The sequence below is a fragment of the Microbacterium sp. USTB-Y genome (assembly GCF_023703415.1).
Taxonomy (GTDB): Bacteria; Actinomycetota; Actinomycetes; order Actinomycetales; family Microbacteriaceae; genus Microbacterium.
In genome coordinates, this window is record NZ_JAGMTU010000010.1 from 58552 (window position 1) to 71834 (window position 13283).

Genomic DNA, 13283 nt, shown 5'->3' on the forward strand with positions numbered 1-13283 from the left:
GCGGCGCGCGCAGGGATCGGGGGCCCGGGGGCGGTCCTAGAGTGAGCGCATGACGTTCGCGACGCTCGCGCTCCTCGTGCTGGTGGGTCTGGCGGGCCCCCTGCTGTCCGCGCGACGCGCCTGGCGGGTGCCGCTGATCGCGGGGGAGCTGCTCGCCGGCCTCGTGGTCGGCGCCAGCGGCTTCGGCTGGGTGGATGCGAGCGAGCCGACGCTGACCCTGCTCGCGCAGATCGGCTTCGGGCTGATCATGCTCGTGATCGGCTCGCACATCCCGGTGCTCGACCGTGCTGTGCGCTCCGCGATCGGACGCGGGGCGCTGGGCGCGCTCCTCGTGGCCCTGGTCGCCGCGGCCCTCGGCATCGGCGTCGCGCTGCTGTTCGGCAATCAGCACGGTGCCGTCTACACCGTGCTGATCGCATCCTCCTCCGCGGCGCTCGTGCTGCCGATGCTGCAGTCGATGGGGATCGCCGCGGCCTCGGCCGCGCAGCTGGTCGCCCAGATCGCGATCGCCGACGTCGCGTGCATCCTCGCCCTGCCGCTCGTGCTGCAGCCCTCGCGGGTGCCCCTGGTGGCGCTCGGCGGAGTGGGGATCGCCGCCGCCGGGGTCGTGCTCGTGGTCGTGCTGCGCCGCATAGGCCCGCGCCGGCTGCATCTGCTGCACGCGGTGTCGGAGTCGCGGCGCTTCGCGCTCGAGCTGCGGTTCAGCCTGCTCGCCCTTTTCGCCCTGGCGGGGATCGCGCAGTTCACGCACGTGTCGGTGATGATGGCGGGGTTCACGCTCGGGCTCGTGCTCGCCGCGGTCGGTCAGCCGCGGAGGCTGGCCCGGCAGCTCTTCGGAATGACCGAGGGCTTCTTCGGCCCGCTGTTCTTCGTCTGGCTCGGCGCGTCGATCGATCTGCGACACCTCGCCGCGCATCCGCAGATGATCCTCCTCGGTCTCGCGCTCGGCGCCGCGGCCGTGCTCGCGCACCTGATCGCCCGCGCGGCAGGGCTGCCGTGGCCGCAGACGGTCGCCTCGGCGGGCCAGCTCGGCGTTCCCGTGGCGGCGGTGGCCCTGGGGGTGGAGACGTCGACGCTGCTGCCCGGGGAAGGCGCCGCCATCCTCCTGGGCGCGCTCGTCGCGGTGGTGTCGTCCACGGCGGCCGTCGCCGCGGTGTCCCGTCGGTCGCGGACCGATCCGGCGGATCCTCCCGGGACGACGCCCGCGGTCACCCCGACGGGGTGACGCCCACGGCCGTCACCATGGCCGCGGTTCGCGGATGCGGGCGACCCGTCGCGTCAGGTCTCGAGGTCGTCGCCGGGGTCCAGCTCGAAGAACTCTCCGCCGTGCTCCTCGGTCGCCCACTTCAGCCGCGAGCGGTGCATGTTCGACCCGATCACCGAGAGCGTCATGTCGTGCGTGCCGAAGGCGCGGCGCGGCGCGACGGCGAGCACGAAGTCGATCGCATCGCCGATCTTCAGCCACGGCGCCCCGAGCGGGGCGGCAAGGGTCTGCACATCGACGCCCTCGGGGATCGCGTAGGAATCGCCGGGGTAGTAGAGCTCGTCGTCGACGAGCACGCCGACGTTGTCGATGAGCGGGATCGACGAGTGGATCTCGGCGTGCACCCCGCCGAAGAACCGCAGGGTGAAGTCGCCCGCGGTCACGGTGTCGCCGGGAGCGACCTCGGTGATCTCGTATCCGGGTGCGGACCGGACCACGCCGGCCGGGGCGAAGATCGGCGTCCCCGGCGCGTCGCGCAGGATCCGATCCAGGTGATCCGGCGTCCAGTGGTCGGGGTGCTCGTGGGTGATGACCACGCCGACGAGGTGCTGCAGCTCGTCCAGTGGCAGGGTGAAGCTGCCGGGGTCGATGAGGAGGGTCTGCCCATGGTCCTCGACGCGGAGAGCCGCGTGCTCATGCTTGGTGATGCGCATGGTCCGAGCGTAATCCCGCGCGACGCGACACTCCCGGGGATCGTGATCGACCGGCCCCGATTTGGCGGGTGCTGCGCGTCATGTCATACTTGAACGGTTGTCGCGAGACGGAAACGGATCGCAAAGACGGCCCCATCGTATAGCGGCCTAGTACGCCGCCCTCTCACGGCGGTAACGCGGGTTCGAATCCCGCTGGGGTCACAGACAGCACACGAAAGCCCTCGGTTCGCCGAGGGCTTTCGTCGTCTGCGGATCCGTTCGCGTCGGTATCCTCGAGACGTGGCTGAACGACAGAGCATTCTCGCGTCGATCGAGAACGATTTCCCGCAGTGGTACCAGGACGTGCTCGAGAAGGCGCAGCTGGCGGACAACGGGCCGGTGCGCGGCACGATGGTGATGCGACCGTACTCCTACGCGATGTGGGAGGGGATGCAGTCCGCCATGGACGCGCGCATCAAGGCGACGGGCGCGGAGAACGTCTATCTTCCGCTGTTCATCCCGCAGTCCTATCTGGAGCGCGAGGCCCAGCACGTCGAGGGCTTCAGCCCAGAACTGGCCGTGGTGACGCACGCCGGGGGCAAGGAGCTGACCGAGCCGGTCGTCGTCCGCCCGACCAGCGAGACCCTGTTCGGCGAGGTCATGGCGAAATGGATCCAGTCTCATCGCGATCTGCCCATGCTGCTGAACCAGTGGGCCAACGTCGTCCGCTGGGAGATGCGCCCGCGGGTCTTCCTGCGCACCACAGAGTTCCTCTGGCAGGAGGGGCACACGGCGCACGCCACGCGGGAGGACGCCGCCGAATACGCACGCCGCATCCATCTGGACGTCTACAAGGACTTCCTGGAGACCGTGCTGGCCATCCCCGTGCTTCCGGGCATCAAGACTCCGTCCGAGCGCTTCGCAGGCGCGATCAACACCATGACCTGCGAGGCCATGATGGGCGACGGCAAGGCTCTGCAGATGGCGACCTCGCACGAGCTGGGGCAGAACTTCGCGAACGCGTTCGGCATCACCTTCTCGGACGCGGAGGGCGTCGCGCAGACGGCCTGGACCACGTCGTGGGGCTCGTCCACCCGCATGATGGGCGGGCTCATCATGTCGCACGGAGACGCCTCCGGGCTCGTCCTGCCGCCGCGCATCGCGCCGCACCAGGTCGTCGTCATCGTGGTCAAGGACGACGAGCGGACGGTCGCGGCGGCACGGACGATCGTCGCCGACCTCATGGCCACGGGGGTGCGGGCGAAGCTCGACGATCGCACCCAGGCCGGCTTCGGCCGCCGCGCGACCGAGTGGGAGCTCAAGGGGGTTCCGGTGCGCATCGAGGTCGGCCCGCGGGATCTCGACGCCGGACAGCTCACGTTCGCGCGCCGCGATCGTGCGGGCAAGCGACAGATGCCCGTCACGGAGGCTGCGACGCGTGTGCCCGCGCTGCTCGACGAGATCCAGGCCGACCTGTTCACCGCTGCTCGTGAGCGCCTCGCAGACCGCACCGTACGCGTGTCCACCATCGACGAGGCGCGCGAAGCCGCCCGCAGCGGCTTCGCCCTCATCGACTGGGACGCGCTCGGCGAGGCCGGCGAGAAGGAACTGAACCGGGACGCTATCACGGTGCGCTGCCTGCAGACCCGCGACGGCTCCCTGCCCGGCCCGCACGAGCCGGAGAAGGACCTGGTCGCGGTCGTCGCGCGCGCCTACTGACCGCGGCGCGTCCTGGCGGTGATCGCGGCCTCCGAGCGGGAGAGCGGGACAGCGCCGACGAGTGCGAGTGCGGCGATCGTGGCGACGAGTGCGCACGCCGCGAGGAGCAGGTCCAGCCCGTAGGCGGTGATCGCGAGGACCGGGGCCAGGAACAGCGCGACCGCGAGAGCGAGGACGGGGGCCGTCGGAGCATCGCCCATCCTCGGCGCCCGTTCATAGCGCCCCAGCCACAGGGACAGCACCCAGACGGCGGCGAGCACGACCAGGAGGAACGGCACACGGGTCCACCACCACAGCGCTGACCCCGGTGCCGGCATCGGGAACGGGAGAACCAGCTCCACCCCGGTGAGCACCATGATCATCGGCAGGTGCCACAGGTACACCGTCATCAACCGGGAGCCGATCAGCAGCACGGCGCTCTGCGCGGCACGGGTGCGCATGAGCGCGGTGAGCGGGCGGTTCAGGAGTGCGAGCGCCGCGGCCTGCACCACGGCGAGGATCGCGAGCGGCGCGGTCGGCGGCCACTGGTTGCTCAGCATGTTCCCGGAGTAGCCGCCGAGCGACACCAGGCCCCAGACGCAGAGATAGCCGAGAACGATGAGTCCGAGCAGCTGCCGGGCGCGACGCCGCGCGAACCAGCCGTCGAAGAGGAAGAAGCCGATCTGCTGGGCGAACAGCCACACGAATGCCACGTTGGGCAGTCCGAACAACTCGCTCCCGATGCCGTAGCCCGTCGCGGGCACGTGCGGGATCCCGAGCACTCCGCCGGCGACGACGAAGCGCAGGGCGTCGGTCGCGAGCGCTCCGAGCAGCAGCACTGCCGGCACGCGTATGCCGTATCGGGAATGGAGCCCGATCATCCAGGGTGCGAGGGCCTGCACGAGCAGATACGCGGCGAGGAACCACAACGGGGATCCGATGCCGATCGCCACGGTGTCGACGAGCCCCGGATCGATTCCGAGCAGTCGGGCGGCGCCGAGTGCCGCCGTGAAGAACACGAAGACGGGGAGCGGGGGGTGCGCCAGTCGCACGAGGCGCAGGCGCACGAAGCCGACTGCGTCCTCTCCGCGCGCCTGTGCCGAGCGCCAGCCCGCTCGCGCGGAGTAGCCGCCGACGACGAAGAACAGCGGCATGATGTTCAGGATCCACGATGCGGCGTCGAACCAGCTCTGCCCTTCCACGGTGCGCTCGATGAGGAGACTCCCGTCGGCGCGACGGCCGACGCCCGTGAAGAGGATGTGCACGAAGACGACGAGGACCACGCACGCGACTCGCGTCAGGTCGAGGGTCAGGTCGCGCCCCGCGGGGACGGCGCGGGCGGAGGAGACGGCGGCGCTGCTCATGTCGATGACCCTAGTGGCGACCTCTTGTCGCGTTCGGCATCGACCGGCGGCGTGCACAACTCAGGCCGGAACTCGACGGCGGCCGGTTGACTCGGCGTCGTGCTGCGGACGTTCCCCGGACGCTGGCGAGAGCAGCCTGAATTGTGCGCCTCTGCCGTCGGCGAGCCGTGCCCTTCGCGGTCAGGCGTCGGCCTCGGTCTGTGTGCGCGTCGCCTTCTCGGCACGGGCGCGCCGAGCACGGCGCGTCCGCACGATCGCCCACACGATGAGGACCACGACGCCGGCCACGACGAGCCAGGGGAGCAGGAAGCCGAGCGCGATCACCAGGGCGTTCAGTGAGACGATGAGACCCTTCCAGCCGGCCGCCAGCCCGTCGCCGAAACCGGCGGGGTCGGCGGCGGCGGGCGCCTGCCGCACGAGCGTGACCTGCACGGAGGACATGTCCACCTGGGACTCGAGATCCTTCAGCTGCTGCTGGGCCGACTGCAGTTGTCCCTGCCGCTCGGTGAGCGCCGTCTCGGCGGTGAGCAGGTCGGCGACGCTGGTGGCCTGGGACATCAGCTGCGTCAGCCGCTGCACCGACGCGGTGAGCGAGTCGACCTGTGCGCGCAGGTCCGTGGTGGTCGCCGTCACATCGTTCTGTCCGATCGAGGTGGCCAGCACCGTGCCTTCGGAGCGCAGTGCCGCCATCACGGCGTCGAGGTCGGCGACCGGCACGCGCAGCGTCACCCACCCGTCTCCGGAGGGCGGCGGGACGATCCCGCCGTCCGTCGCCACCGGACCCTGGGACGAGCCGATCTGCTGGCTCTCCACGAAGCCGCCGTGCTTCTGCGCCAGGGCGGCGAGGGCGTCGGCGGCCTTGCTCACGTCGTCCACCTGCACGGTGGCCGATCCGGTGCGGATGATGTCGCGCTGCGCGGTCGTCGAGGGTGCGGCTCCGCCGGCACTGCTCGACGCGGCGCCGTCGGCGCTCTGCGAGAGCTCCTTCGCGGTTCCGCTCAGCGGGACCGTGCCACTGGTCGGGTGATAGGGAGCCGATGCGACCGAGGATCCGGCTGAGGAGCCGGTCAGCTGCAGGATCGGCGGCGTCACCAGCACTCCGACGACGAAGGCCGCGGCGACGCCGCCTGCGGTGAGCCACCCGCGTCGACGCGCACGTCCGCGGGACGCGGCGGTTCGCGCCTGTGCGGCGCGGCGCTCCTCCGCGATCTGCGAGAAGACGGCCTCCTCGATGCGGTCCACGGCGTCGTCGGACAGCTCCGGCAGCGCGATCGGGGTGGTGGTCATGATGCGGGCTCCGTTTCGGTCACTGCGCCGCGCAGGCGGGTGCGCACGCGGGAGAGACGGTTCCGGACGACGCCGTGGCCCACGCCGAGCTCGTCGGCCGCGGCGCGGTAGTCGTACCCCTCGGTCGCGCACAGCCGGAAGATCTCGCGGTCGAGCGCGCTCATCCCGCCGAGCTCGGCGGCGATGCGCTCGGCGAGCTCGGCGGCGATGACCTGCTGCTCGACGTCGATGAGCGCGGGGATGCGCTCGTCGGTCTCCTCGAGCGTGCGGGCGGCGTCGCGCTGCCGCCGGCGCAGGCGGTTGGCCGCCTGGAACCGGCAGATCGTCGCGAGCCAGGGCAGCAGGGATTCCCCTGCCAGTTCCAGGGCGGGCAGCTTCCGCCAGGCGACGACGAACGTCTCCTGCGTCACGTCCTCGGCATCGCCGGCGTCGCCGAGGATGCCATACGCGATCCAGTGGACGGGGCGGACGTAGGCGCGATACAGCGTGCGGAAGGCGGAGTCGCTTCCCGCCGCTGCTCTCGCGACGAGCGTCCTGTCGTGTGCGTCGTGTGCCATGCCGGCTCCGTTCCGGTGTCTCTCACCGAGAAGTGTCGGCTCCGGCGGAATCGTCTCAGCCCTTGCTCACGATCGGCACGTGCGGGTCCTTCTGGTGCCGCAGCCAGATCGTCGACAGTGCGGGCACCGTCAGCGTCGCCTGCGGCGAGCCGTTCTCCACGTCGGTGGCGTAGACGAGGCCCAGATTGCCTTCGCCGTGCCCGCCGAACTCGGCGGCGTCGGTGTTCAGCACCTCCGACCACCCGCCCGCGAGCGGCAGGTCGAGCCGGACCCCGTGCCGGGTCGTCCCGGCGAAGTTGCTGATCACCGCGATGTGACCGCCGTGCGCGTCACGGCGCACGAAGGCGACGATGTTGGGATCCCAGTCCGGCGCGCCGATCCGCGTGAACGAGCTGCCGTCGTGATCCCGCTCCCAGAGCGGGGCGTTCTGCCGGTAGGTGCTGTTGAGCGCGCCGACGAACTCCTGCAGCTGCCGGTGGGAGGGCTGATCGAGCAGCCACCAGTCCAGACTGCGATCGACGGACCATTCGGAGAGCTGCCCGAACTCCTGCCCCATGAAGAGCAGGTTCTTGCCGGGATGCCCCCACATGTAGCCGAGGTAGGCGCGCACGTTCGCGAGCTTCGCCGCGTGGTCGCCCGGCATCTTCGAGAGCAGGCTGCCCTTGCCGTGCACGACCTCGTCGTGGCTGATCGGCAGGATGTAGTTCTCGCCGAACGCGTACACGAATGAGAAGGTCATCTCGCCCTGGTGGTGCGAGCGGTACAGCGGATCCCGCTCGATGTAGACGAGCGAGTCGTTCATCCAGCCCATGTTCCACTTGAACCCGAAGCCGAGACCATGGTGGTCCGTGGGCGCGGTGACCCCGGGGAAGCTCGTCGACTCCTCGGCGACCATGACGATGCCGGGGTGGCGGCGGTAGGCGGTCGCGTTGACCTCCTGCAGGAACCGGATCGCTTCGAGGTTCTCCCGGCCCCCGTGCACATTCGGCTCCCACTCGCCCTCGTCGCGGGAGTAGTCGAGGTAGAGCATCGAGGCGACCGCGTCGACCCGCAGCCCGTCGGCGTGGAACTCCTCCAGCCAGAACAGCGCGTTTGCGACGAGGAAGTTGCGCACCTCGTTGCGGCCGTAGTCGAAGATGAGCGTGCCCCAGTCCCGGTGCTCGCCGCGACGGGGATCCGGGTGCTCGTAGACCGGCTCGCCGTCGAAGCGGGCCAGCGCGAAGGCGTCCTTGGGGAAGTGCCCGGGCACCCAGTCGATGATCACGCCGATGCCGGCCTGGTGCAGCCGGTCGATCAGATAGCGCAGGTCGTCCGGTTCGCCGTAGCGGTGGGTGGCCGCGTAGTATCCGGTGACCTGATATCCCCAGGAGCCCGTGAAGGGGTGCTCGGCCACGGGCATGAACTCCACGTGGGTGAAGCCGGTCGCCGTGACGTGCTCGATGAGCTGGTCCGCGATGTCGCGATAGCCGAGACCGGGACGCCAGGATCCGAGGTGCAGCTCGTACACGCTCATCGGCTGCGCGACCGCGTGGGTCGCCGCCCGGCGGGTCATCCATGCGCCGTCGCCCCAGGAGTAGCCCGAGCGGGTGACGATCGAGGCCGTCGCGGGCGGGTTCTCGGCGAGCTGCGCCATCGGGTCGGCCTTGAGGATCCAGGCGCCCGCCGGGGTCAGGATCTCGTACTTGTAGTGCGCACCGACGCCGACGCCGGGGAGGAACAGCTCCCACACGCCGCTGGATCCCATCGAGCGCATGGCGTCGAGGCGGCCGTCCCAGCCGTTGAAGTCGCCGACGACGCGCACCGCCCTGGCGTGCGGCGCCCACACCGCGAACGCCGTGCCCTGGTCTCCGTCGACCGTTCGAGGATGGGCGCCGAGGGCCTCCCAGAGGCGTTCGTGACGGCCCTCGCGGATGAGGTGCAGGTCGAGCTCGCCGATCGTGGGGGAGTGGCGGTACGGATCCGCGGAGATCCAGTCGGGCGCGTCCTCGTAGGTCGCCTTGATCCGATAGGAGCCCGGGGATCCGGCGACATCCCCCTCCCAGATGCCGTCGGCGAGGTGGGTGAGGGCGACCTCGGCGCCGTCCGCGGGAAGCACCGAGACGGTCTTCGCGAGGGGGCGGAGCGCCCGCACGATCGTCGCGCGTCTGCCGCTGTCGTCCGACTGCGGATGCGCTCCGAGCACGGAGTGCGGGTCGTGGTGCGAGCCCGAGGCCACGGCCCCGAGCACAGCCGCATCGATCGTGGTGCTGATCATGGCTGCCCCTTCACATGGAGGATGTGCACCGGTTCCGTGAAGGCGTCCAGGCGCACGAAGTTGTGATCCGTCCAGGTCCAGACGGATCCGGTGACGAGGTCCTCGACCTCGTACGCCGTTCCAGGCTCGACGCCCCAGGCGAGGGTGTCGAGATGCACGGTGGTCTGCCGCACCGAGTGCGGGTCGACGTTGGCGACGACGATGATCGTGTCGCTCGTGTCCGTGCCGGTGAAGGGCGCGGGCAGGTGCTTGGAGAACACCAGGACCGCGTCGTCGTCGCTCCAGTGCAGCCGCAGGTTGCGCAGCTGACGCAGTGCGGGGTGCGCGCGGCGGATCTCGTTGAGCCGGGTGAGGTAGGGGGCGAGCGATCGGCCCTCCGCCTCCGCCTTGGCCCAGTCGCGCACCTTGTACTCGTACTTCTCGTTGTCGATGTTCTCCTCGGACCCCGGCCGGGCGACGTTCTCGTACAGCTCGTAGCCGGCGTACACGCCGTACAGGGGCGCTCCGGTCGCGGCGATCGCCGCGCGGATCCGATAGGCCGCGCGGCCGCCGAACTGCAGGTACTCGGTGAGGATGTCCGGCGTGTTCACGAAGAGGTTCGGCCGCATGTAGTCGGCCGTCTCCTGGGATACGGAGAGGAGGAACTCCTCGAGCTCGGCCTTCGTGTTGCGCCAGGTGAAGTAGCTGTAGCTCTGCTGGAAGCCGACCGCGGCGAGACCCCGCATCGGCGCGGGCCGGGTGAACGCCTCGGCGAGGAAGACGACCTCCGGGTGCTTGGTGTTCACCGTGCGGATGAGCCACTCCCAGAACCGCAGCGGCTTGGTGTGCGGGTTGTCCACGCGGAAGATCCTCACCCCCTGCGCGATCCAGTGCTCGACGATCCGCAGCACCTCGGTGTACAGCCCCACCGGATCCCGGTCGAAGTTCAGCGGATAGATGTCCTGGTACTTCTTCGGAGGGTTCTCGGCGTACGCGATCGTGCCGTCCGGGAGCTCGGTGAACCACTCCGGATGCTCCGCGACCCACGGGTGGTCGGGCGCCGCCTGCAGGGCCAGGTCGAGGGCGACCTCGAGGTTCTGCGCGTTCGCCTTCTTCACGAAGCGACGGAAGTCGGCCAGGGTGCCGAGGTCCGGATGCACGGCGTCGTGACCGCCCTCGGCCGCCCCGACCGCCCACGGGGATCCGGGATCGGCGGGCCCAGCGGTCAGAGTGTTGTTCGGGCCCTTGCGGTTCAGCCGCCCGATCGGGTGGATCGGCGGGAGATACAGCACATCGAAGCCCATCGCCGCGACGGCGGGAAGGCGCTCGGCCGCAGTTTCGAAGGTGCCGCTCGTGAACGTCCCGTCGGGGTTCTGCACCGCACCCTCGGAACGGGGGAAGAACTCGTACCAGGCGGCGGCCCCGGCGATCGCGGGCTCGACGGTGATGCTCTGCCATGCGGTCGCCGAGTCGAGCGCCGTGAGCGGACGGTCGGCGAAGACCGCGGCGAGCTCGGGATCGGTCGCGACGGCGAGGGCCTCCTCGGCGGAGCCGTCCGGCGAGCTCAGGGTCTCGGCGACGGCCGCGAGCCGCTTGCGCTCGGGCTTGGGGCGGGACTTGTCCTTGGCGGCGCGCGCCAGGAGGCCCGCGCCGAGCGCGCGCATGACCTCGACGTCGACGCCGGCCGCGATCTTCAGCTCGGCGGCGTGCGCCCAGGTGGCGAACTCGTCGGCGAAGGCCTCGAACCGGAACGTCCAGGCGCGCTCCTCGTCGAGGGCGACGTCCACCTGCCAGCGGTCGGTGCCGTCCAGGAGCGGAGTCAGCCGATGCAGGCTCTCCTCATGGTCCGGTGCGCGCAGGCGCAGGTGCACGCCGATGAGGTCGTGCCCTTCGCGGAAGGCGACCACCCGGAACGGGACCACCTCGCCGGCGAACGCCTTGGGATGGAATCCCTCCGGGGCCGCGGGCGATGGATCCGCGAGGGGGATGCGCGTGGTCTGCGCGTCCGCGGCGTCGATGTCGCCCAGTGCGCGCACCGGGATCTGAGCGGTGCTGCGGAGAGCATCGGACGAGGGCTGTGCGGCGGTTCGTTCGGACACACCCTGAACCTACCGCTCCTGGGCCGCCAAGAAGGTAACGGGCGCGTCACTCCGCTCGGAAGAGTCGCATCGAGGTTCCCGGAAGGGCGATCACGTCGCCGGGACGGTGCACCGTCTCGACCGCGGACGGCCGCTCATCGATGCTCGACCACAGGGAGACGTACGCCGTCACGCCCTCGATGACCGGAAGGCGCACATCGATCGGCGACTCCGTGCCGTGCACGATCAGCAGGATGCGGTTGAAGGCCTCCTTGTCCGGTGTGGAGGCGGCGACGTACTGCAGCGTGCGGTTGCGGGGGTCGTTCCACTGCTCCACCTCCATCGTCTCGCCGTCCTGATCGAACCAGTCCATGACCGAGGCGTTCGGGATGTGCTCGCCGAGGCGGGCGTACCGGAGCGGGCGCAGCGCGGGATTCTCGTCGCGCAGGCGCGTCAGCAGGGACGCATGCGCGAAGAGGTCCTTCTGCCAGGGCTCGTGCTCCCAGTTCAGCCAGCTGATCGGGGAGTCCTGGCAGTACGCGTTGTTGTTGCCGCGCTGGGTGCGCCCGAACTCGTCGCCCGCGGTGAGCATCGGCACCCCGGCGGAGAGCATGAGCGTGCCGAGCAGGTTGCGCATCGCCTTGCGGCGTGCGGCGAGGATCCCGGGGTCGTCCGTCGGACCCTCCGCGCCGTGGTTGAACGAGCGGTTCATGTCCGCCCCGTCACGGTTGTCCTCGCCGTTGGCCTCATTGTGCTTGACGTCGTAGGCGACGAGGTCGTGCAGGGTGAAACCGTCGTGCGCGGTGACGAAGTTGATGCTCGCGAGCGGTCCGCGCTCGTCGACGAACGTGTTCGCGGATCCGGCGAGTCGATTGGCGAAGCCGCCGATGCCGGTCGGGGCCGAGGCGCGACGGGCGTAGTCGATGTCGCTGAGCCAGAAGTTGCGGGCCCGATCCCGGTAGCGGTCGTTCCACTCGCTCCAGCCGGTGGGGAAGTTCCCCGTCTGCCAGCCGCCGAACCCGACGTCCCAGGGCTCCGCGATGATCTTGGCGTCGGCGAGATCCGGATCCGTCCGGATCGCCTGCAGCAGCGGATGCTGCGGCGTGTAGGAGTTCGCGGCATCGCGACCGAGCGCCGTGGCGAGGTCGAAGCGGAAGCCGTCGATCTGCATCTCGGTCGTCCAGTACCGCAGCGAGTCGAGCACGAGGCGCGCGGCGGCCGGGGTGGCGGTGTTCAGCGTGTTGCCGCAGCCGGTCGTGTCGATGTAGCTGCCGTCGTCCTGCTGGCGGTAGTAGAGCGCGTTGTCGATCCCGCGCAGACTGGTCCGCGGGCCGCCGATGCCCTCTTCGTTCGTGTGGTTGTAGACGACGTCGAGGATCACCTCGATGCCCGCCTGGTGCAGGAGCTTGACCATGCCCTTGAACTCTCGCAGCACTGCTTCGGGGCCCGCCTTGCGCGCGTCCTCCGTGGCGTAGGCGGCATGCGGGGTGAAGAAGTTCAGGGTGTTGTAGCCCCAGTAGTTCGTGAGACCCCGGTCGAGCAGCCGCGGCTCCGACGCGAACGCCTGCACGGGCAGCAGCTCGACCGCCGTGATCCCGAGCTCGCGGTAGTACTCGATCATCGCGGGGTGGGCGAGGCCGGCGTAGGTGCCGTGGAGCGCCGGCGGGACGCCGGGGTGCCGCTTGGTGAGCCCCTTGACGTGGCCCTCGTAGATGACCGTGCGGTCGAGGGAGGTCTTCGGCTTGACGACGTCGCCCCAGTCGAAGCCGTCGGCGATGACGACCGAGCGCCATTCCTCGTAGCCGTCGCCCTGGGCGAGGCCCCGGGCATAGGGGTCCAGGAGCAGCGTCTCGGGGTTGAAGGTGTTGCCGGGACTGTGCGCGCCGTCGACGCGCAGCGCATAGCGGGTGCCGGGCTGCAGCAGCTCCGTCGTGATCTCCCAGACGCCCCCGGGACGGCGCTCCAGCGCGAGCTGCGCCGTCTCCCAGTCGAGGTCGGTCTCATCGAAGATCACGAGTTCGATCGACGAGGCGTTCTGGGACCAGACGCGCAGAGTCGCGACCCCGTCGTGAAGGCGGACGCCCAGGTCGTCCAGGGACGGGCTGCACAGTGAGCAGCCTTCGCCGTCGGGAAGCGGCGTCTCGTCCTCCATGGCATGCGGACACATGAG

General features: G+C 70.2%; 9 protein-coding genes and 1 tRNA gene. 3 read left to right on the plus strand and 7 right to left on the minus strand.

What is annotated here, in order from left to right; translation table 11 throughout:
• Nucleotides 1–49 precede the first annotated feature (49 nt).
• On the plus strand, nt 50–1225 hold the full coding sequence (locus J8G10_RS18270; protein WP_251448437.1) for a cation:proton antiporter: 1176 nt from the start codon (nt 50–52) through the stop codon (nt 1223–1225).
• A 53-nt stretch (nt 1226–1278) separates the two neighbouring features.
• Here the strand turns inward: J8G10_RS18270 and J8G10_RS18275 are convergent, their stop codons facing one another.
• Nucleotides 1279–1917, minus strand: coding sequence for an MBL fold metallo-hydrolase (locus J8G10_RS18275; RefSeq protein ID WP_251448439.1), 639 nt, complete (start codon nt 1915–1917; stop codon nt 1279–1281).
• 128 nt (nt 1918–2045) lie between these two features.
• Between J8G10_RS18275 and J8G10_RS18280 the strand changes: the two genes are divergently transcribed.
• A tRNA-Glu gene (locus tag J8G10_RS18280) sits at nt 2046–2118 on the plus strand.
• Between the two features lie 78 nt (nt 2119–2196).
• Nucleotides 2197–3615, plus strand: a complete 1419-nt coding sequence (gene proS, locus J8G10_RS18285; RefSeq protein WP_251448441.1) for a proline--tRNA ligase — start codon at nt 2197–2199, stop codon at nt 3613–3615.
• Here proS and J8G10_RS18290 read toward each other — a convergent pair.
• The 6 genes from J8G10_RS18290 to glgX all read right to left on the minus strand — a co-directional run bounded on the left by J8G10_RS18290 (nt 3609) and on the right by glgX (nt 13265).
• A complete protein-coding gene (locus tag J8G10_RS18290) occupies nt 3609–4958 on the minus strand; it encodes an acyltransferase family protein (protein WP_251448443.1) in 1350 nt (449 codons plus the stop codon). The genes proS and J8G10_RS18290 overlap by 7 nt on opposite strands.
• A gap of 180 nt (nt 4959–5138) precedes the next feature.
• Entirely contained in the window at nt 5139–6245 is a 1107-nt protein-coding gene (locus J8G10_RS18295) for a DUF4349 domain-containing protein (protein ID WP_251448445.1), read from the minus strand.
• Nucleotides 6242–6802, minus strand: coding sequence for an RNA polymerase sigma factor (locus J8G10_RS18300; RefSeq protein WP_251448449.1), 561 nt, complete (start codon nt 6800–6802; stop codon nt 6242–6244). Before J8G10_RS18300 ends, J8G10_RS18295 begins: the two co-directional genes overlap by 4 nt.
• Nucleotides 6803–6857: 55 nt before the next feature.
• A complete protein-coding gene (glgB, locus tag J8G10_RS18305) occupies nt 6858–9056 on the minus strand; it encodes a 1,4-alpha-glucan branching protein GlgB (RefSeq protein WP_251448452.1) in 2199 nt (732 codons plus the stop codon).
• Nucleotides 9053–11071: an alpha-1,4-glucan--maltose-1-phosphate maltosyltransferase gene (locus J8G10_RS18310; RefSeq protein WP_251448481.1), complete on the minus strand. Its 2019-nt coding sequence runs from the start codon at nt 11069–11071 to the stop codon at nt 9053–9055. The genes glgB and J8G10_RS18310 overlap by 4 nt, the downstream gene beginning before the upstream one ends.
• 109 nt (nt 11072–11180) lie before the next feature.
• Nucleotides 11181–13265 carry a glycogen debranching protein GlgX gene (gene glgX, locus J8G10_RS18315; RefSeq protein ID WP_251448485.1) on the minus strand — a complete coding sequence of 695 codons (2085 nt, stop codon included), beginning with the start codon at nt 13263–13265 and terminating at the stop codon, nt 11181–11183.
• Between the last annotated feature and the right edge of the window lie 18 nt (nt 13266–13283).

Bases quoted from the DNA above. Each gene is read 5' to 3' on its own strand.
- J8G10_RS18275 (WP_251448439.1), bottom strand. From the start codon at position 1,917: ATGCGCATCACCAAGCATGAGCACGCGGCTCTCCGCGTCGAGGACCAT.
- J8G10_RS18290 (WP_251448443.1), bottom strand. From the start codon at position 4,958: ATGAGCAGCGCCGCCGTCTCCTCCGCCCGCGCCGTCCCCGCGGGGCGC.
- glgB (WP_251448452.1), bottom strand. From the start codon at position 9,056: ATGATCAGCACCACGATCGATGCGGCTGTGCTCGGGGCCGTGGCCTCG.
- J8G10_RS18270 (WP_251448437.1), top strand. From the start codon at position 50: ATGACGTTCGCGACGCTCGCGCTCCTCGTGCTGGTGGGTCTGGCGGGC.
- glgX (WP_251448485.1), bottom strand. From the start codon at position 13,265: ATGGAGGACGAGACGCCGCTTCCCGACGGCGAAGGCTGCTCACTGTGC.
- J8G10_RS18295 (WP_251448445.1), bottom strand. From the start codon at position 6,245: ATGACCACCACCCCGATCGCGCTGCCGGAGCTGTCCGACGACGCCGTG.
- J8G10_RS18300 (WP_251448449.1), bottom strand. From the start codon at position 6,802: ATGGCACACGACGCACACGACAGGACGCTCGTCGCGAGAGCAGCGGCG.